General features: G+C 74.5%; 13 protein-coding genes. 2 read left to right on the forward strand and 11 right to left on the reverse strand.

Translation table 11 applies throughout. From position 1 onward, the window contains the following. Nucleotides 1-23: 23 nt before the first annotated feature. Nucleotides 24-1,487: an SDR family oxidoreductase gene (locus CLT75_RS18885; RefSeq protein ID WP_135241806.1), complete on the forward strand. Its 1,464-nt coding sequence runs from the start codon at nucleotides 24-26 to the stop codon at nucleotides 1,485-1,487. A gap of 197 nt (nucleotides 1,488-1,684) precedes the next feature. On the opposite strand, the gene CLT75_RS18890 is transcribed toward CLT75_RS18885, so the two are convergent. The 4 genes from CLT75_RS18890 to prmC form a co-directional block, all read right to left on the reverse strand. Further along, nucleotides 1,685-3,793, reverse strand: coding sequence for a transglycosylase domain-containing protein (locus CLT75_RS18890; protein ID WP_135241807.1), 2,109 nt, complete (start codon nucleotides 3,791-3,793; stop codon nucleotides 1,685-1,687). 116 nt (nucleotides 3,794-3,909) lie between these two features. Then, nucleotides 3,910-4,521 (reverse strand): arsenate reductase/protein-tyrosine-phosphatase family protein, encoded by a 612-nt coding sequence (locus CLT75_RS18895; protein WP_135241808.1) that lies wholly within the window; start codon nucleotides 4,519-4,521, stop codon nucleotides 3,910-3,912. After that, nucleotides 4,522-5,166, reverse strand: a complete 645-nt coding sequence (locus CLT75_RS18900) for an L-threonylcarbamoyladenylate synthase (RefSeq protein WP_013288268.1) — start codon at nucleotides 5,164-5,166, stop codon at nucleotides 4,522-4,524. Continuing rightward, entirely contained in the window at nucleotides 5,166-6,113 is a 948-nt protein-coding gene (gene prmC / locus CLT75_RS18905) for a peptide chain release factor N(5)-glutamine methyltransferase (protein WP_209310349.1), read from the reverse strand. The genes CLT75_RS18900 and prmC overlap by 1 nt, the downstream gene beginning before the upstream one ends. 73 nt (nucleotides 6,114-6,186) lie before the next feature. Between prmC and CLT75_RS18910 the strand changes: the two genes are divergently transcribed. Continuing rightward, nucleotides 6,187-7,740, forward strand: a complete 1,554-nt coding sequence (locus CLT75_RS18910; protein WP_135241809.1) for a GGDEF domain-containing protein — start codon at nucleotides 6,187-6,189, stop codon at nucleotides 7,738-7,740. A 68-nt stretch (nucleotides 7,741-7,808) separates the two neighbouring features. Here the strand turns inward: CLT75_RS18910 and prfA are convergent, their stop codons facing one another. From prfA to CLT75_RS18950, 7 genes are all read right to left on the reverse strand, one after another. Next, entirely contained in the window at nucleotides 7,809-8,897 is a 1,089-nt protein-coding gene (gene prfA, locus CLT75_RS18915) for a peptide chain release factor 1 (RefSeq protein WP_135241810.1), read from the reverse strand. Nucleotides 8,898-8,985: 88 nt separating this feature from the next. Next, nucleotides 8,986-9,210: a 50S ribosomal protein L31 gene (rpmE, locus tag CLT75_RS18920; protein WP_046563792.1), complete on the reverse strand. Its 225-nt coding sequence runs from the start codon at nucleotides 9,208-9,210 to the stop codon at nucleotides 8,986-8,988. 369 nt (nucleotides 9,211-9,579) lie between these two features. Continuing rightward, nucleotides 9,580-13,008 carry a phosphodiester glycosidase family protein gene (locus tag CLT75_RS18930; RefSeq protein WP_135241811.1) on the reverse strand — a complete coding sequence of 1,143 codons (3,429 nt, stop codon included), beginning with the start codon at nucleotides 13,006-13,008 and terminating at the stop codon, nucleotides 9,580-9,582. A gap of 142 nt (nucleotides 13,009-13,150) precedes the next feature. Continuing rightward, nucleotides 13,151-15,232, reverse strand: a complete 2,082-nt coding sequence (rho, locus tag CLT75_RS18935) for a transcription termination factor Rho (protein ID WP_135241812.1) — start codon at nucleotides 15,230-15,232, stop codon at nucleotides 13,151-13,153. Between the two features lie 335 nt (nucleotides 15,233-15,567). Beyond that, nucleotides 15,568-16,470, reverse strand: coding sequence for a homoserine kinase (thrB, locus tag CLT75_RS18940; protein ID WP_135241813.1), 903 nt, complete (start codon nucleotides 16,468-16,470; stop codon nucleotides 15,568-15,570). A gap of 64 nt (nucleotides 16,471-16,534) precedes the next feature. Continuing rightward, nucleotides 16,535-17,779 (reverse strand): MFS transporter, encoded by a 1,245-nt coding sequence (locus tag CLT75_RS18945; protein WP_135241814.1) that lies wholly within the window; start codon nucleotides 17,777-17,779, stop codon nucleotides 16,535-16,537. A gap of 9 nt (nucleotides 17,780-17,788) precedes the next feature. Then, nucleotides 17,789-18,610, reverse strand: coding sequence for a polysaccharide deacetylase family protein (locus CLT75_RS18950; protein ID WP_135241815.1), 822 nt, complete (start codon nucleotides 18,608-18,610; stop codon nucleotides 17,789-17,791). Nucleotides 18,611-18,712 lie beyond the last annotated feature (102 nt).

Raw genomic sequence — 18,712 nt, forward strand, 5'->3', positions numbered from 1 at the left:
TACGGAGCCGCACACTGGAGGCCGTGAGATGCCTCGTCACCGGTGCTACCGGCTACATCGGCGGACGCCTCGCGCCCCGGCTGCTGGCCGAAGGGCACACCGTACGCTGCCTGGCCCGGACCGCCGGGCGGCTGCGGGACGTGCCGTGGGCGGCCGAGGCGGAGATCGTCGAGGGTGACCTGCGCCGGCCGGAGACGCTGCCGGCCGCGTTCGAGGGCGTGGAGGTGGCGTACTACCTGGTCCACGCGCTGGGCCAGCGCGGGTTCGAGGCGGCCGACCGGGAGGCGGCGACGAACTTCGCCGAGGCGGCGCGCGCCGCCGGCGTACGCCGGATCGTGTATCTCGGCGGGCCGGAGCCGGCGGAGCGCGACGGCCTGCCCTCGGCGCACCTGCGCTCCCGGGCGGAGGTCGCGCGGATCCTGCTGGACAGCGGCGTGCCCACAGCGGTGCTGCGCGCCGCCGTGATCATCGGGTCCGGCTCGGCCTCGTTCGAGATGCTGCGCTACCTGACCGAGCGGCTCCCGGCGATGGTCACCCCGCGCTGGGTGCGCAACCGGATCCAGCCGATCGCGGTCCGGGACGTGCTGCGCTACCTGGCCGGGTGCGCGCACCTGCCGGCCGACGTCAACCGGGCCTTCGACATCGGCGGCCCGGACGTGCTGACGTTCACCGAGATGATGCAGCGCTACGCCCGGGTGGCCGGGCTGCGGCCGCGGGTCATCCTGCCGGTCCGCCCGCTCACCCCGTCGCTCTCCTCGCACTGGGTCGGCCTGATCACGCCGGTGCCGAACGCGATCGCCCGGCCGCTGGTGGAGAGCCTGGTGCACGAGGCGGTGGCGCACGAGCACGACATCGCCCGGTACGTGCCGGACCCGCCGGACGGGTTGACCGGCTTCGACCAGGCGGTCGCGCTGGCGCTGACGAAGGTGCGCGACGCGCAGGTGGAGACGCGCTGGTCGAACGCGAGCGGGCCGGCCGCGCCCGCCGAGCCGCTGCCGTCGGACCCGCGCTGGTCCGGCGGCACCGCGTACACGGATCTGCGGGAACGGGCGGTGGACGCGCCACCGGCGGCGTTGTGGCGGGTCATCGAGGGCGTCGGCGGCGAGAACGGCTGGTACTCGTTCCCGCTGGCCTGGTCGGTGCGCGGCTGGATGGACAGCCTGATCGGCGGCGTCGGGCTACGGCGGGGCCGGCGCGACCCGCACCGGCTCCAGGTCGGCGAGGCGCTGGACTTCTGGCGGGTCGAGGAGATCGTCCCGGGTGAGCTGCTGCGGCTGCGCGCGGAGATGCGACTGCCCGGGCGGGCCTGGCTGGAGATGCGCGCCGAGCCGGACGGGGACGGCCGCAGCAGGTACGTCCAGCGGGCCGTGTTCCTTCCGCGCGGCCTGCCCGGCCACCTCTACTGGGCCTCGGTGGCCCCGTTCCACGCCGTCGTCTTCGGCGGCATGGCCCGCAACATAGCCCGGGGCGCCGAACACCCGGGCTGACCCGGGCTGACCCGGGCTGACCCGGGCTGACCCGCCCCGCCCTCCCCCGCGCCTCGCGCCTCGCGCCGGCGATCTTGCACTTGCGGCCCTTGATGCGCCCGTTATGCACTTTCTATCCGGGCAGCAAGTGCAAGATCGGCGCGGGGTGGGGCGGGGCGGGGGCCGCGGACGGCGCGGCAGGGCGGGGGCGGGCGGGGTCAGTTGCCGGTTCGGGGGCTGGTGTGCTGGAAGGCCACGGCCTGACCGGGCGGGACGAAGTCGCGTACCGGCTCGTCGCGCAGCGACCACGCCAGGATGCGGCCCACGGCGGCGATCTGCCGCTTCTGCACGCCGCCGCCGACCGCGTCCCGGGGGTCGTCCGGGTTCGCGGCGATCGTCGCCACCGACAGCTGCGGGGTGAACGCGACGACAGTCTCGGTGGCGTTCCGTTCCGAGCTGCCGGTCTTGCCCGCCACCGGCCGGCGCAGACCCGGGGCCAGTTCCTCGGCCGTGCCGCCGTCGCAGCGCCGGTACATCGACTGGTCGCCGACCGGGCAGCGGCTGGCGTCGGCCGCCGCGCGGGCCACCTCGGTGTCGAGCACCTGCCGGCAGTCGGTGTTCCCGGCGGGCACCGTCCGGCCGCCCGGGTCGGTGATCGAGGCGACCGGCGTGGGCCGGCACCAGGTGCCCTCGGCGGCCACCGCGGCGTACGCGCCGGCCAGGTCCAGCGGCGTGGTGGCGGAGACGCCGAGCGTGAACGGACCCCAGCTCTTGGCGCCCTCGCGGGCCATCCGGGCGTCCGCCGGGGCACGGAACACGATGCCCAGCCGCTGGGCCATCTCGACCACCCGGTCCGCGCCGACCCGCTCGGTCAGCCACGCGAAGTACGTGTTCACCGACCGGCCGAACGCGTCCCACATGTCCCGGTCGCCGTCCATCCAGTACGTGTTGGCGTTCGCCGGGCACCACCGGCCGCCGCAGCTCGCCGGTCCGGCGCCGACCGGGTACTGCGTCACGTAGACGCGCGGCGCGTCGAACTCGGTGTCCAGCGGCAGCCCGGACTCCAGCGCGGCCAGCAGCGCGAACAGCTTGAACGTGGAGCCCGCCTGGTAGCCGGTGATGCCGCCACCGCCGGCCACGAGCTGGTTGACAGTGTTCGGGTAGTTCTGCTGCCCGTCCGGGTTCGCGGCCGTGCCGTAGGTGCGGTTCACCGCCATCGCCAGCACCCGGCCGGTGCCCGGCTGCACCACGGCTGTCGGCGCCGCCCGCGCGATCGTCTCCGGGTAGACGGTCCGCACCTGCTCGCTCGCCTTGGCCTGCACGTCCGGGTCGAGCGAGGACACGATCTTCCAGCCGCCCCGGCGCAGCGTCCGCTGCCGCTCGTCCACGTTCTCGCCGAACGCCGGCTGGGCGTTCCACCACTGGGTGAACCAGTCGCAGAAGAAGCCCCAGTCGTTGTGGTCGGCGGGCACCGCGGCGCAGTCGTTCGGCGTGGTGTTGGGTTTGAGGGACAGCTCGGTGACCTTCGCCGCCTCGGCGTCCGGCGCGCTCACCCGGCCGGTCTCCACCATCCGGTCCAGCACGTACGCCCGACGTTGCCGGGCCGCGTCCGCGTCGCCGTTGATCGGGTCGTCGGCCGGGGACCGGACCAGCCCGGCGAGCAGCGCGGCCTGGGCCAGCGTGAGCCGCTCCGGGGTGGTGGAGAAGTAGCGCTTGCTGGCGGCGGCGATGCCGTACGCCCCGGCGCCGAAGTACGCGATGTTCAGGTAGCGCCCGAGGATCTCGTCCTTGCTGATCTGCCGTTCCAGCGTCAGCGCGTACCGCATCTCGCGGATCTTGCGCCCGACGGTGATCTCGGTGGCGGCGGCGCGCTGCTCCTCGGTCAGCCGGGTGTCACCGGCGAGCGCGTTGCGCACGTACTGCATGGTCAGCGTGGAGGCGCCCTGGCGGGTGCCCTCGCGGCGGTTGGCCGTGAACGCCCGCGCCACGCCGCGCACGTCGACGCCGTGGTGCTCGTAGAAGCGCACGTCCTCGGCGGCCACGATGGCGTCGCGCATCACCGGTGCCACCTCGCCGAGCGGCACGTCCACCCGGTCCTCGACGTAGAACGAGGTGATGAGCGTCCGCCCGTCGTTGGCGTACAGGTTGGACCGCTGTGCCGGCTGCGGCGTCTTGAGCGCCTCCGGCAGCGCGGTGTACGGCATCAGGTTCTTCACGCCCAGCCCGAGGACCAGCGCGGCCGGCAGCGCGGCTGCGGCCAGGGCCAGTCCGGCGAGCACGCCGGCGAGCACAACGGTGAACAGCTTGTCGAGATAGGCCCGGTTCATCAGCTCTCCCCGCAGGAGCCGGCCGTACGGACCCGTTCAGAATGACCGGAACGGCCGCTTTCGCCGCCATCTTCCGCGAAATGCGCAGGAAGTTCGCGAGGAAGGATGAACCGCGATCAGGGGAGCAGGACGGCAGCCAGCGGCTGCACGGTCTCCTCGATCTCGTCCGCGACCCGGCTGAAGCACTGGTCGCCCCGGCCCCACGGGTCGTCCAGGTCGTCGGTGGGCAGCGCGGAGGCGCTCTGCCGCGCCGCGTCGACGGCCGCGACGAGGGCGACGCCGCGCGCGTACACGGCGTCCGGCGTCGGCTCGGCCGGCGGCAGGGCGGACCGGTCCAGCGCGCCGAGCAGGCGGCCGAACTCACCGAGCACGAACGTGCGCGCGGCGGCGTCCGGCCGCAGCGCCACCACGTACTCCTGCTGGTCGGCGGTGGCGGTGAGCACCAGGTCGGCGGCGTCGATCAGGTCGGAGCGCAGCCGCCGGGCGGCGAACCCCTCGGTGTCACCGCCGCGCGAGATCACCTGCCGGGCGGCGGGCGGGTTCATCTCCTCCCCCGCGTGCCAGCCGCCGGTGCCGGCGCTGTGGCTGTGCACGAGCGCGTCCGACCCGGCCGGGTCGACGTCGAGGCGGGCCAGCCGCTCCCGGACCGCGAGCAGCAGCAGCCGCTCGGCCATCGGCGACCGGCAGATGTTGCCCATGCAGACGTGCAGGACGGTGAAGGGCGGCACTCAGACCCCCCGCTCGTCGAGGATGTCCGGTACGACCTCGCGCAGCTTCGCCAGCGTCACCGCGCCCTCGCGCAGCACCCGCGGCACGTCGCCGGTCAGGTCGACGATGGTGCTCGGCACCGGGTCCACCGCCGGCCCGGCCTCCAGGTACGCCCGGACGCCGTAGCCGAGCTGGTCACGCGCCTCCTCGGCGGTGAGCGCGGCGGGCTGGCCGATCTTGTTGGCCGACGCGACGGCCATCGGCCCGGTCTCCCGCAGCACCTCCAGCGCGACCGGGTGCAGCGGCATCCGCACCGCCACCGTGCCGCTGGAGTCGCCCAGGTCCCAGGCCAGGCTCGGCGAGTGCTCCACCACGATGGTCAGCGCGCCGGGCCAGAACGCCTCGACCAGGTCGCGGGCCGCGCCGGGCAGCGAGAAGACCAGGCCGTCGAGCGTGTGCCGGGAACCGATGAGCACCGGGGGCGCCTGCCGGGCGCCACCCTTCGTGTCCGCCAGGGCCTTCACCGCGTACGGGGTGAAGGCGTCCGCCCCGATGCCGTAGACCGTGTCGGTCGGCAGGACGACGAGTTCCCCGTTCTTGACCGCCTCGATGGCAGCGGCGATGCCGCGGTCCCGGTCGGCGGGCGACCGACAGTCGTAGAGCATCACGAGGAGTCAGTCTGCCACGCCCGGGCGGGCTCGGCGTGGGTGCCGTCCGCCCGCCGGGACGCGCTCGCCCAGCGCGGCCGCCCGGCGAGGTCCCGGTGCTCCTCGACCCGGTCGTAACGGCCGTCGCCGCGCAGCAGCGCGGGCACCGCCGCCGCGTGCGTGTCGTCGTGCTCGATGCCGATCGCGCCGCCCGGGCGCAGCAGCACGGCGGCCCGGCCGACCACCGGCCGGATCACGTCCAGCCCGTCCGCGCCGCCGAACACCGCCTCGTCCGGGTCGTGCCCGGCCACCTCCGGCGGCACCGCCACCGACCTCGGCACGTACGGCGGGTTGCACAGCAGCACGTCGACCCGCCCGGCCAGGCCGGCCAGCAGGTCCGGATCGGTCACGTCGGCGGCCACCACCTCGACCGGCCGGTCCCCGGCGGCGGCCCGGTCCGCCGCGTTGCGCCGCAGCCAGGCCAGCGCGGCCGGGGACCGCTCCACCGCCACCACCCGCGCCGTGGGCACCTCCTGCGCGACAGCGAGGGCGATCGCGCCGGAGCCGCTGCACAGGTCCACCACGAGCGGCGCGGCGTGCTCCCGGGCCCGCTCGATCCCCCAGCCGGCCAGCAGTTCGGTCTCCGGCCGGGGCACGAAGACGCCCGGCCCGACCGCCAGCTCCAGGTGCCGGAAACCGGCCGAGCCGAGCAGGTGCTGCAACGGCTCGCGGGTCACCCGCCGCCCGACCAGCTCGTCGAGGCGGTCGCGCTGCGCCGGGGTGAAACCGTCGGCGAGCGCCAGCCGGCCGCGCGGCACGTCAAGGACGTACGCGGCCAGCTGCTCGGCCTCGGCGCGGGGCGCCTCGACGCCCGCCGCGGCGAGCGCGCGCGCCACCCGGTTGATCACCAGCGAGGGGCGTTCGCGTTCTGTCTCTTCGGACGGGTGTTGCGGGAGTGCGGTCACGCAATAATCATGAGGCGTCGCGGCTCACCTCACGAGCGGGTGCGTCCGGGCGCACACCGCAGGGAGGTCGCGAGTGGGCTGGCTCGACCAGGTCGAGGACCAGGTTGACGCTCTCCGACGCGCTCGGTCACTCCAGGAGGCCAGCCGGTCCGCGGAGGCGTGCGCCCTGCTCGACCGCGTCATCCGCACCACGGACGACCCGTACGCCCGCGCCGACGCGCTCGTGCAACGCCTGTCCGCGCTGATCAATCTCGGCCGGACCGCCGAGTTCACCCGCGCCGTCGAGGACGCCTCCGCCGCCGTACGGGACCTGGCCGAGCCCTACCTGCACGGGCACCTCAACGCGCTGGCCGCACTAGCCGCCCACCACCAGGGCGCACTGGACAGGTGTGTGATGCACCTGGTCCGGGCCGCCCGCGCGCTCGGCGCCGACGACACCCCCGACCGGGACACCGCCTGGGGCTGGCACGACCTGGCGATGGCGTACTCGTACCTGAGCTTCCACGGTCACGCGCTCGGCGCGATCGAGCGGGCCCGGGAGGTCGGGCTCAGCGTCGGCATCCCCGAGGAGACGTTCGCCGCGCCCGGCATCCGGCTGCGCAACGCGGTCGCGCTCGACCACAACGGCGACAGCGACGGCTGCCTGCGGGTGTTGCGCGACGTCGCCGGTGACCTGGCCCGGTTCCTGCGCGGCGGGCGGGCCGGCAACCTGCGCCCGAGCAGCCTGGCCGCGTACGGCTACGCCGCCGCCCGCCGGGCCGCGCTCGGCGACCGGGTGGAGTCCGCCGGGGACGCCGACCCGAACCGGCTGCTCGGCCACGGCGGGGACAGCGCCCGCGCCCGCGACCTGCGCCAACTCGGCCAGGTCTGCCTCGCGGTGGCCGCCGGCCGCCCGATCGAGGCGGTCACCCGGCTGGACGCGCTCCGGGTCTCCGACGAGACACTCGGCTCGGCCGAGCCGCCCCGGCTGCGCAGCATCACGCTGGCCCGGGCCGGCGACCACGCGGGCGCGCACCGGGCCGACCGGCACGCGTTCCGGCTCGCGGCGCGGCGCAGCGACCGGCTGCGGGATGTCTACATCGACGGCATCGCCGCGCGGATCGACCACGAGGAGATGCGCCGCGAGGCGGCCCGGTACGAGGGCGAGGCGCTCACCGACCCGCTCACCGGCCTGCCCAACCGGCGCCGGCTGGAGCGCTACCTGGGCGCCGTGGTGTCCCGGGGCGAGCGGGTGGTGATCGGCGTCTGCGACCTCGACGGGTTCAAGGCGGTGAACACCCGGCACGGCCACCACTCCGGTGACCTGGTGCTGCAACGGGTCGCCGGGGTGATCAACCGGGTGATGCGGCGGGGCGACTTCGTGGCCCGCTACGGCGGCGACGAGTTCGTCGTGGTGCTGCCCGACACCGGCATGCCGGAGGCGGTCGAGGTGGCCCGCCGGATCGAGGCGGCCGTCCGCACCGAGGACTGGGAGTCCCTGGTCCCCGGCACGCCGGTCGGGGTGACGATCGGCTTCGCCGAGGTCGACGGCAGCACCACGGTGAGCGTCCGGGAGGCGCTCGGCACCGCGTTCGAGCTGGCCGACCGGGAGATGCTGCGGGCCAAGGCGCGGTTGCGGGCGAGCTGAGGCCGTACCCCCGGGGTCGCCCTCGCGCCTTCGCGCGGGCCGCGCGGTCCGGGCCGCGGCCGGCCGGGTCAGCGGCGGGACAGCTCGGTCTCGCCGGCCAGCCGGGCCGCGCGGTCCGCCTCGGCCAGCGCGTCGAGCACCCCGTCCAGCTCGCCGGCCAGTGCCAGGTCGAGGTTGTACGCGGTGTAGCCGATGCGGTGGTCGGTGATCCGGTTCTGCGGGAAGTTGTACGTGCGGATCCGCTCGGACCGGTCCACGGTGCGGACCTGCGCCTTGCGGGCGTCCGACGCCGCCGCGTCCGCCTGCTCCTGAGCCGCGGCGAGCAGCCGGGCGCGCAGGATGCGCATGGCCTGCTCCCGGTTCTGCAGCTGCGACTTCTCGTTCTGGCAGGAGACCACGATGCCGGTCGGCACGTGGGTGATCCGGACCGCCGAGTCGGTGGTGTTCACCGACTGCCCACCGGGGCCGGACGAGCGGAACACGTCGATGCGCAGCTCGTTCGGGTCGATGGTGACGTCGACGTCCTCCGCCTCGGGCAGCACCAGCACGCCGGCGGCGCTGGTGTGGATGCGGCCCTGCGACTCGGTGACCGGGACGCGCTGCACCCGGTGCACGCCGCCCTCCCACTTGAGCCGGGACCAGACGCCGTTGCCGCCCTCCGGTACGCCCTTGCTCTTGATCGCCAGCGAGACGTCCTTGACGCCGCCGAGGTCGGAGTCCTGCGCGTCGATCACCTCGGTGACCCAGCCGTGCCGCTCGGCGTACCTGGTGTACATCCGCAGCAGGTCACCGGCGAACAGCGCGGACTCCTCGCCGCCCTCGCCGGCCTTGATCTCGACGATCACGTCCTTGGCGTCGTGCGGGTCGCGCGGGATGAGCAGTTCCGCGAGCCGCTCCTCCAGCGCCGGCAGGGAGGCGGCGATGGTGTCCGCCTCGCCGGTGAACGTCGGGTCCTCGGCAGCCAGCTCGCGGGCGGCGGCCAGGTCGGCGCGGGCCTGCTTCAGCTCATCGGCCGCCTTGTGCAGCGGGACCAGTTCGGCGTACCGACGACCGACCCGCCGGGCGGTGCCCTGGTCGGCGTGGATGGCCGGGTCGGCCAGCCGCCGCTCCAGCTCGGCGTACTCGTCGAGGAGGGCGGCCAGACGCTCACTGCTCATGCTGCGGATGCTCCTTGGAGATGGAACCGGCACAAACGGACGAACGCCCGTGCCCGGCAGGAGCCGGACACGGGCGTCGTCGACGGAGCTACTTGGCCTTCTTGGCCTGAACCTTGGCGTACTTCTGCTGGAACTTCGCGACCCGGCCGGCGGTGTCCAGCACGCGCTGCTTACCGGTGTAGAACGGGTGGCAGGCGCTGCAGGTCTCGACGCTGATGGCGCCGCCCTTGGCGGTGCTGCGGGTCGTGAAGGAGTTGCCGCAGGAGCAGCGGACCTCGGTGGTCACGTACTCCGGGTGGATGTTGGGCTTCATGTCGCCTCGGTCCTTTCGTCGGTGGTCGCCGGGTCGCCGTCGGTGCTCCCCGTCGTCACGACGGGCTCGGGCGTGAACCGGAACCGGTGGCCGATTGACCAGTCTGCCACGGGCGTCTTCCACCCGGCACAGGAGGTCCGCCACCTCCAACGCCGGCCCACCCGTCAGCATTCCCACCCCCACCCCACCCACTCCCTCACCGACCCGGCCCCCGGGCTTGGCCCGCCCCTGGCCCGCTCCCGGCCCACCCTCGACGATCATGAAGTTAGCGGCGTTTCCTGTCGCTTTTGTCCGGGACAACTTCATGATCATCGGGGCGAGAGCCAGATGGGCGGGGTGGGCGAGGGCGGGCGGGGGCGGGGGCGAGGGCTACGGGGTCGTGGTCACCTGGGCCTCGGCCTTCACTCCGTTCACCGTCACCGTCAGCTGCACCTGGGCGCCGGGGCGCAGGACGGTCAGCGTGCCGGTGGCCGGGTCGAAGCGGGCGGCGTGCCAGGGGCGTACGCCCGCCGCGCCGCCGATGTGCAGGTTCGGCGAACCGGACCAGTCGGCGCTGACCGGCGCGGCCACCGGCACCTGCCGGCCGCTGGGCTGGGTGAGCGTGGCCGTGACGCCGGCCGGCGTACGCCGGGAAACCTGCGCGGGTGCGGTCAGCGCGAGCCGGTCGACGTGCGCGTGCATCTCCGCGCTGACCCACTCCGGGCCCTCGGCCAGCGGGTCACGGCGGGCCCGCTCGGCCTCCCCCGGCGTCACCGGGTCCACCCCGAACTCGGTCCACCCGGTAAACCCGCCGAGCGCCGCAGGGGTGGACGGGTCCTTGCCCGAGTTGCCGTTGATCACGTACGGCACGCCGTCCACCCGGTCGGCGTGGAACGTGCCGACGTGGCCGTTGACCATCACCGCGCCCTTGCCGGTGCGGTGCTGGAAGTCGGCCAGCCACTGCTCGACCAGTGCCGCCTCCTTGCGGTCGCCGAGCTGGCTGGCCTTGGCCGGGCTCGGGTCGCGCGGCGGGTGGTGGAAGAACACCGCCACCGAGCCCACCGAGCGGTCGGCGGCGGCCTGGTCGAGCGTCCGGCGTAGCAGTTCCACCTGGTCGAACCCGCCGCCGCGCAACGAGCCGGTGGCGGTGCTCAGTGTGAGGAACCGGGTGCCCCGGTGGTCGAAGACGCGCGAGGTGTCCCCGAAGACGCTGCGGAAGTTGTCGATCGGGGCGCCCATGATCTCGTGGTTGCCGGGCACGTAGTAGTACGGCACCTCGCCGCCCAGTTCCTCGTCCAGGATGCGCTTGGCCAGCGTGAAGTCGGCCGGGTAGGCGGTGTCCACGAAGTCGCCGTTGATGATGAGGAAGTCCGGGCGGGCGGCGCGGACCTCGCGCAGCGTACGGCGGGCCTGGGCGACCAGGTCGCTGTCCGGGTTCGCGGCGACGAACTGGGCGTCGGAGAGCACCGCGAAGCGCCAGGGCGCCCCGTCCACAGTGCCGTCGCGCACCACCACCCGGTCGGTGCGGTTCGGCTCCGGCGGCGCCTGCACGTCCGGCGGCACCCGGGCCACCAGGTCGTCGATCACGACCTCGCTGCGGTACTGCTTGGCCGGGTCGGTCTCGGCCACGTAGAACCGGCGCACCCGCACCGGGTACTGCACACCCGGCGGTACGGCGAACTCGACGTACTTCCAGCCGGTCCAGTCCAGGTACGGGCCGCGCAGCACGAACTGGGTGTCCTGCGCGTCGTGCAGGTGCAGGCTGGGCCACTCGCCGGTGCCGTTCGCCTTGATCCACATGCCGAACGCCTGCGGCTGGCCCGGTACGTCGATCCAGGCGGGCGGGTCGGCGTACGCGGCCCGGGTGCCGGTGGACTGGCTGAAGTCGTACGACATCCGCAGCCCGCCCCCGGTGTGCCCCTCGGCCGGTGCGACCGCCCCGGAGGCGCGGGCCTGGCTGAACTTCCAGGACGCCGCGTCGTCGAACCCGGCCACCGGCACGTCGGTCAGCCCGACCGTCACCGGCAGGACCGTGGTGCGGTTGCCGACCCTCGCGGTGACCAGCGCCGAGCCGGTCGCGGCGAGCGCCGTGACGGACAGGTTGCCGTCGGCGGTGGGGGTGACGGAGAGCAGGTCGCTGTCGTACTCCAGCGTCAGGTCGGCCGGCTCGATCGGCGCGGTGTTGCCCTCGGCGTCGTAGCCGACGACGCCGAACAGGCCGCTGTCACCGGCCCGGTCCAGGCCGACCCGGTCGACGGTGCCGTCGATGCGCGCGAGCGGGCCGAGGACCGTCAGCTCGATGGTGCCCCGGGCCCGGCCGCGGGCGGCGGTGACGGTGCTGCGGCCGGGGACGGCGGCCCGGAACACGCCGTCGCCGTCGACCCGTCCGTGGGTGGCGTGCCAGCGCGGCTCGCCGGCGGCCGGGCCGTACGTCTCGTCGTATCCGGCGGCGGTGAGCCGGCGGGTGAGGCCGGGGAAGACCCGGTCCGGCCGGCCGCCGCGCACCGGCGCGACACCGGGTGCGGCGGTCGGGTCGCTGGCGGTCTCCAGCCAGTAGCCGGTGAGCCGGCCGCTGCCCTTCGGCGCGTAGACGGCGAGCCCGTTGGGCACCGGCCGCTCGCTGCCGTCGGACGGGCTGTTCTCCACCTGGACCGTGGCCGCGCCCGGCTCCCGGGCGAGCAGCGTGGAGGAGCCGCCGCCGTCGAGGTTGAGCGCGTTCGCGGCGCCCAGCTCGGCCATCATGCGGCCCATCTCGGTCTGGGTGACGCCGCGGCTGTCCACCTGACGGCCGTCCACCGTCAGCATGATCATCTTACGGCCGTCGGCGGAGAACCCGACGGCGGTGCGCGGGGCCAGCGAGGCGTCGGCGATGCTCTGCACCACGCCGTCGCGGACCAGCACGTTGCCGCCGCCCACGGCGGCGCGCAGGTCACCCCCGTCGGAGGCCCGCGGCCGCCAGGTCAGGTCCACCGCGTCGCCGGGACGCAGCGCGGCGAGCGCGTCGGCGCCGGCCTCGCGGCCGAGCAGCACGGTACTGCCGGCCGGGATCGGTCCCTCGCCCGCCGTGGTGGCGACGGTCGCCACCCGGCCGCCGGTCACCGTCACCTCGACCGTCCGGGTCGCGCCCTCCACGGCCCGCTTGCGGGTGTAGGCCCCCCAGAGCGGCGTGAACACTCCGACGCCGTCGCGCTGCACCATGTTGTTGAACTGGGTGAGCGGCACCGGCCCGGCGGGCAGCGTCGCGGTGCCCTCGAAGCCGACCTGGACGACCCGGCCGATGCCCTGGGCGCTGATCCCGACGGCGTTGGGGTGCCCGGCGACGGGCGACTGCACCAGTTCGCCGGAGCGGACGCCGACGCCCTGGGCGGCACCGGAGTTGTTGATGTCGAAGAAGTCGCCGTTCACCGCCGCGACGGCACGGGAGCGGTCCACCGCAGCGCGCAGCGGCTCGTCCTTGGTGACCTCACCGGAGTTCACGTAGTCGACGGTGAGCCCGCCGGCCAGGTCGGCGGTGAGGGCGTCGGCGCGCAGCCAGCCGGCCGCGTCGTACCTGTCGAAGGAGGTCAGGTCGAGGCCGGGCGCGACCGGCCGGGTGGTCTTGGCGGTCTCCAGGCCGCCGGCCGGTTCCACACCGGCGAGCGCGACGGCGGAGTCGGGGCGGGAGGAGGCGCGTGGCGCGTCCTCGGCGGCGGTGGCGCCCGGCGGCGCGACGGGCGGCGGCGCGGCCGTCGCGGCGGACGGTGCCGGCGCGGTGAGGGTCAGCAACGGCGTCAGCAGCAGGACGCCGGCGAGGCGGGCGGGTCGACTGCGGGTTCGCATGGACGACAGTCAACCCGACGGTGAACAGAAGTTTCAATACCTAGCGGCTTAACCGTAGAAAAACTTCACGACCTGCGACCCGGGTACGCGACGAGGGGCACGGCCGATGCGGCCGTGCCCCTCGTTCGTCGGATCCGTCAGCTCACTCGCCCGGAGTGGACTTCGCGATCTGCATCAGGAACTCGATGTTGGTGCGGGACTGCTTGAGCCGGTCCAGCAGGAGGTCGAGCGCCGCCTGCGAGTCCAGCGAGTGCAGCACCTTGCGGAGCTTGTGGATGATCGCCAGCTCCTCCGGCGCGAGCAGGACCTCCTCCTTGCGGGTGCCGGAGGGGTTGATGTCGATCGCCGGGAAGACCCGCTTGTCGGCGATCTTCCGGTCCAGCTTCAGCTCGGCGTTACCCGTGCCCTTGAACTCCTCGAAGATGACCGTGTCCGCCATGGACCCGGTCTCCACCAGCGCGGTGGCGAGAATGGTCAGCGAACCGCCGTTCTCGATGTTGCGCGCCGCGCCGAGGAAGCGCTTGGGCGGGTAGAGCGCGGTGGAGTCGATACCACCCGACATGATCCGGCCGCTGGCCGGCGCCGCCAGGTTGTACGACCGCCCGAGCCGGGTCACCGAGTCGAGCAGCACGACCACGTCGTGGCCCAGCTCGACCAGGCGCTTCGCCCGCTCGATCGCCAGCTCCGCCACCGTGGTGTGGTCCTGCGGCGGACGGTCGAACGTGGCCGCGATGACCTCGCCCTTCACCGACCGCTGCATGTCGGTGACCTCTTCCGGCCGCTCGTCGACGAGCACCACCATCAGGTGGCACTCCGGGTTGTTGCGGGTGATCGCGTTCGCGATCGCCTGCAGCACCATCGTCTTACCGGCCTTCGGCGGCGACACGATGAGCGCCCGCTGGCCCTTGCCGATCGGCATGACCAGGTCGATCACCCGGGTGGTGAGGATGTGCGGCTCGGTCTCCAGCCGCAGGCGCTCCTGCGGGTAGAGCGGCGTGAGCTTGTAGAACTCCGGCCGGCGCTTCGCCTCGTCCGGCTCCATCCCGTTGATGGTGTCCAGCCGGACCAGCGGGTTGTACTTGTCGCGCCGCTGCTCGCCGTCCCGCGCGGCCCGCACGGCGCCGGTGATCGCGTCACCGCGGCGCAGGCCGTACTTCTTGATCTGGGACATCGAGACGTACACGTCGTTCGGCCCGGCCAGGTAGCCGGTGGTCCGGACGAAGGCGTAGTTGTCGAGCACGTCGATGATGCCGGCGACCGGGACGAGCACGTCGTCCTCGCCGACCTGCGGCTCGCGGCCGCCACCGCCACCGCTGTCGCCCTCGCCCCGCTCGCCGCGGCCGCGACGACGGTCCCGGAACCGGCTGCGCCGGCCCCGCCGGCCGCCGCCCTCGCCGTCGTCGTCGCCGTCGTTGTCCCGCTCGGCGCGCTGACCACGGTCGTTGCGGTCACCCCGGTCGTTACGGTCGTTACGGTCGCCGCCGCGGTCGTTGCGCTCGTTGCGCTCGGCGCGCTCGCCCCGCTCGTTGCGGTCGTTGCGGTCGCCACGCTCGGCCCGCTCGCCGCGGTCACCACGGTCGTTGCGGTCACCACGGTCGTTGCGCTCACCGCGCTCGGCCCGGTCGCCGCCACGGTCGGCCCGCTCGCCGCCACGCTCGGCCCGCTCGCCGCCGCGCTCACGGCCCCGGCCCTCGTTGCGCTCACCGCGCTCGGCCCGGTCACCGCCACGCTCGGCGCGCTCGCCGGTCTCGGCGGGCGCCTCCTCGACGCGCGTCGTCTCGGCCGGCCGTGCCTCGGCCGCCGGCGCCTCGGCCGGACGGGCCTCGGTGGTCGCGGCGGCGGCCCGGCTGCGGCGACCGCGGGTACGGCCCTCGGTCACCTCGGCGGCCGGCGCCTGCTCGGCGGGGCGCGCCTCGGCCCGCTCCTCACGGACCTCCGCGTGCACCTCCTCACGGGCGGGAGCAGCAGCAGCCGCCACCTCGGCTCGCGGTCGAGGGGTTCCGGCCGCGCCGCCCTGCTGCCGCTCGGTGATGGCACTGATCAGCTCGCCCTTGCGCATGCGAGCGGTACCAGAGATGCCGAGCGACGCGGCCAGGCTCTGCAGCTCCGGCAGCAGCATCGCCGACAGACCGGTGCCGCTCCGCCGGCGGCGCGTGGGGGCGGCGGTGGTGGCATCGCCAGCGACGTTGGAAACATCCGACGTCACGTCGGTGGTGTCGCTCAATGGATTCCTTCCCTCGATAGGCCGGGCTGCCCGGAGTCGTGGAACCAGGTGGCCGGGCGGCCTCGGTGACCCGCCTCGCATGGACGCGTCGCGGGAGTCTGTGACACAGCAGCCGGTGGTTTCCCGACTCACCACCATCGGTGAGCAGGTCTCGCCGTCTGCGGCGACCTGTGGAAACTGCGGTGCGGCGTGGGCCTTGAGCAGGGGTGACGGGCTACCGCCGAGAGCTTCGGGGGTGCGCCGAACCGCAGGAAGATCGCATGCTTCGCGGCTGTGCTAGGTCTAGAGCGTAATCGCCTCGTCCGACCTGCGGCAACAGGGCCCCGCTCGGCGTGTCAAAGTCTACCCCGGATGACCCGGGCACCGCTGACATCTATCGGCAACTCCCACCGGCGCCAATCTGTTCCCAGCCGGAATCCCGCCGGGACCTCGGACAGCGCCAGCACGGTAGGGCCCGCCCCACTGACCACAGCCGCCACACCGGCCGCACGCAGCTCACCGACGAGCGCCGCCGTGGCGGGCATCCCCGGCGCCCGCTGCTCCTGGTGCAGCCGGTCTACGGTGGCCGGCAGCAGCAGCGCGGGATCGGCGGTCAACGCGTGCACCAGCAGCGCCGCCCGGCCCGCGTTCGACGCCGCGTCGGCGTGCGGCACGGTGGCCGGCAGCGCCGCCCGGGCCACCGAGGTCAGACCCCGCTCGGCGGGCACGAAGACGGTAGGGCGCACGGCCGCCGCCACCGGCAGCGAGACCGCCCGCGCGCCGCCCGGTTCGGTCCAGGCGATGGTGAAGCCGCCGAGCAGGCAGGGCGCGACGTTGTCCGGATGCCCCTCCAGCTCGGCCGCCAGGCGCAGCGCGGCGTCGTCGCCCATCCGCCGCTCGCCGCCTGCAACCAGCGCGCGGGCCGCCAGCACCCCGGCCACGATCGCCGCCGACGACGAGCCGAGCCCTCGGGCCTGCGGGATGCGGTTGACGCACTCCAGCGCCAGGCCGGCCGGCTGCGCGCCGAGCGCGTCGAACGTGGCCCGCATGGCGGTGACGATCAGGTGCCGCTCGTCCGACGGAAGCTCGCCGGCGCCCTCGCCGGTGACCGACACCCGTACGCCGCCGTCCGACACCTCGGCCGTGACGTCGTCGTGGCGGCCCAGGGCCAGCCCGAGCGCGTCGAAGCCGGGGCCCAGGTTGGCACTGGTCGCGGGCACCCGGACCCGCACCGGGCCGGTGGTGAATGTGGTCGGCACCGGCTCATGCTAGGACGTCACCCCGACAGCCCGGCCGGACCGCCCGGAGCGTGGGACCGGCGTGTCAGCCGGTGCGCTCGGGGGTCGGCGTGTCGACCGGGTCGGTGAGCGAGAGCCGCCGGGTGGCGAACCGCCAGCCGATCGCGTACACGACGGTGACCAGGCCGCAGCCGGCCAGCACGGTGCGCTCGTCCACCCGGTCCACCACGAGCGCCACCACGAGCTGGCTCACCGCGATGGCGAGCGTCGCCAGCATCATGTCGGTGGCGAAGACCCGGCCCCGGAGCCGGTCCGGCACCTCGCCCTGCAACGCGTAGTTGGACAGCACCCAGTTGCTGCCGCCGCCCAGGTGGGCCAGGAAGACCAGGACCAGCACCAGCGGGAACCAGGTAACCACCGACGCGCCCAGGTAGGCCAGGCCGTACAACGACATGGACAGCGCCAGGCCGGTGAGCAGCCAGGCCCGGTTGCTCAGCACCCGGCGCATCATGATCGGGCCGACCAGCGCCCCGGCGCCACGGGCGGCGAAGAGCAGACCGGCGCCGACCGCGCCGACCCCGTACACCCCGGCGAGCAGCGGGAAGACTGTGAGCACGCCGTTGCCCAGGCCGACCGCCGACTTGACCGTCACCAGCGCCAGCACGCGCGGGCGGTGGGCGATGTAGCCCAGCGCCTCCCGGATCGCCGCCCACGTGCGCGGCACCGTCGCCGCCGGGTCGCGCGGCGCCTGCAACGGCCGGCGGATCAGCGCGGCCAGGCCCGCGGCGGCGACCAGGCCGACGGCGGCCACCCAGAAGCTGGCGTACGGGCCGGCGGCGGCGCTCAGGATCCCGCCGAGCGAGGCGCCGACCACTGTCATCGTGCCCCAGGCCGAGCCGGCGACCGCGTTGCCGGCGGCCAGGTCCTCCGGGTCGACCACGTTGGGGAGCGCGGCCTGGGCGGCCGGCGAGTAGAACGCCTTCGCCACCGCCACCAGCGCGATCGCCGCCAGCGCCAGCCAGGCCGTACCGGCGCTGCGCACGCCGAGCAGCAGCAGCACACCCGCGAGCGCGCCCACGTTCGCCACCATCATCACCTTGCGGCGGTCGAACCGGTCGGCGATCGTCCCGGCGTACGGGAGCAGCAACGCGGTCGTGCCGGTGTCCACCGCCAGCACCAGCGCCCCCCAGACGCCGCTGCCGGTCAGCTCGGGCAGCAGCACCAGCAGCGGCACCATGACGAACCAGTCCGCGCCGAAGACCACCAGCTCGGCGAGGAACAGATGGCGGAAGTCGCGGTTGCGGACGAGGACCGAGAGGGTGGGTGACACGCGGGCACCCTACCGGGCCGCCCCGGGCGCGGCAGCGCGGCGCAGCAGGTCGGAGACCGTGACGAAGGTGTATCCCCGGGCCCGCAAACCGTTGATCATGTCGGGCAGGCCGCGGAGCGCGACGAGCCGGGTGTCGTTGCCGACGTCGTGGCCGAGCAGGATCGTGCCGGGTCGCACGTCGGCGACGATGCGCCGGGCGTGCCCGGCCGGGTCGTGCGGGAACTCGCTCTCGACCATCTGGAGCGTCCAGAGCACCAGGCGGTAGCCCAGCCGGGCCGACGCGTACAGCACCGAACCGCCGAGGTGGCCCCAGGGCGGGCGCAGCAGCCGGGGCGCCGAGCCGGTGGCCGCCGTGATCGCGTCGTGGCTGCGGCGCAGGTCGTCGTAGACCGTCGCGGCGTCCATCCGGGCCAGGTCGCGGTGCGCCCAGCTGTGGTTGCCGACCTCGTGGGCGTCCATCCGGCCGCGGACCAGCGCGGCGTGCTCGCGGGCCCGCTCACCGACCAGGAAGAAGGTGGCCGGCACCCGGTGCTCGTCGAGCGTGTCGAGCACCATCGGGGTCCACTGTGGGCGGGGGCCGTCGTCGAAGGTGAGCGCCACCAGGGGTTCCTCGGTGCGGACGCCCCAGACGACCTGCACCCCGCCGGTGCCGACCTCCTGGTGCCGGTTGCCGAGCGTGGCGCTCGCCGGCCCGCCCGCGATCGGGAGTCTCCGGTCGGCCACCCAGGTGCTCTCGGCGGTCGCGAACGAGCCGACCGCGGCCCCGCCGAGCAGCAGCGCGGAGCGGCGCAGCACGGCACGCCGATCCCACCGGCCCGCACCCCCCGCCATCGCACCCCCGAACCGAAAGTAGGCAGCAGCTCACTGAGCGTACCGCCCGACTCGGTTCCGGTGTGTCCCGCGCGCCGAGGTGCCGGGAGGGGCCCGCGCGGG

The organism is Micromonospora sp. CNZ285 (assembly GCF_004637285.1).

What these genes read in the sequence shown, in the direction of transcription:
- CLT75_RS18890 (WP_135241807.1), bottom strand. Translation starts at nt 3,793, where the DNA reads ATGAACCGGGCCTATCTCGACAAGCTGTTCACCGTTGTGCTCGCCGGC.
- CLT75_RS18900 (WP_013288268.1), bottom strand. Translation starts at nt 5,166, where the DNA reads ATGCTCTACGACTGTCGGTCGCCCGCCGACCGGGACCGCGGCATCGCC.
- prfA (WP_135241810.1), bottom strand. Translation starts at nt 8,897, where the DNA reads ATGAGCAGTGAGCGTCTGGCCGCCCTCCTCGACGAGTACGCCGAGCTG.
- rpmE (WP_046563792.1), bottom strand. Translation starts at nt 9,210, where the DNA reads ATGAAGCCCAACATCCACCCGGAGTACGTGACCACCGAGGTCCGCTGC.
- CLT75_RS18930 (WP_135241811.1), bottom strand. Translation starts at nt 13,008, where the DNA reads ATGCGAACCCGCAGTCGACCCGCCCGCCTCGCCGGCGTCCTGCTGCTG.
- CLT75_RS18950 (WP_135241815.1), bottom strand. Translation starts at nt 18,610, where the DNA reads ATGGCGGGGGGTGCGGGCCGGTGGGATCGGCGTGCCGTGCTGCGCCGC.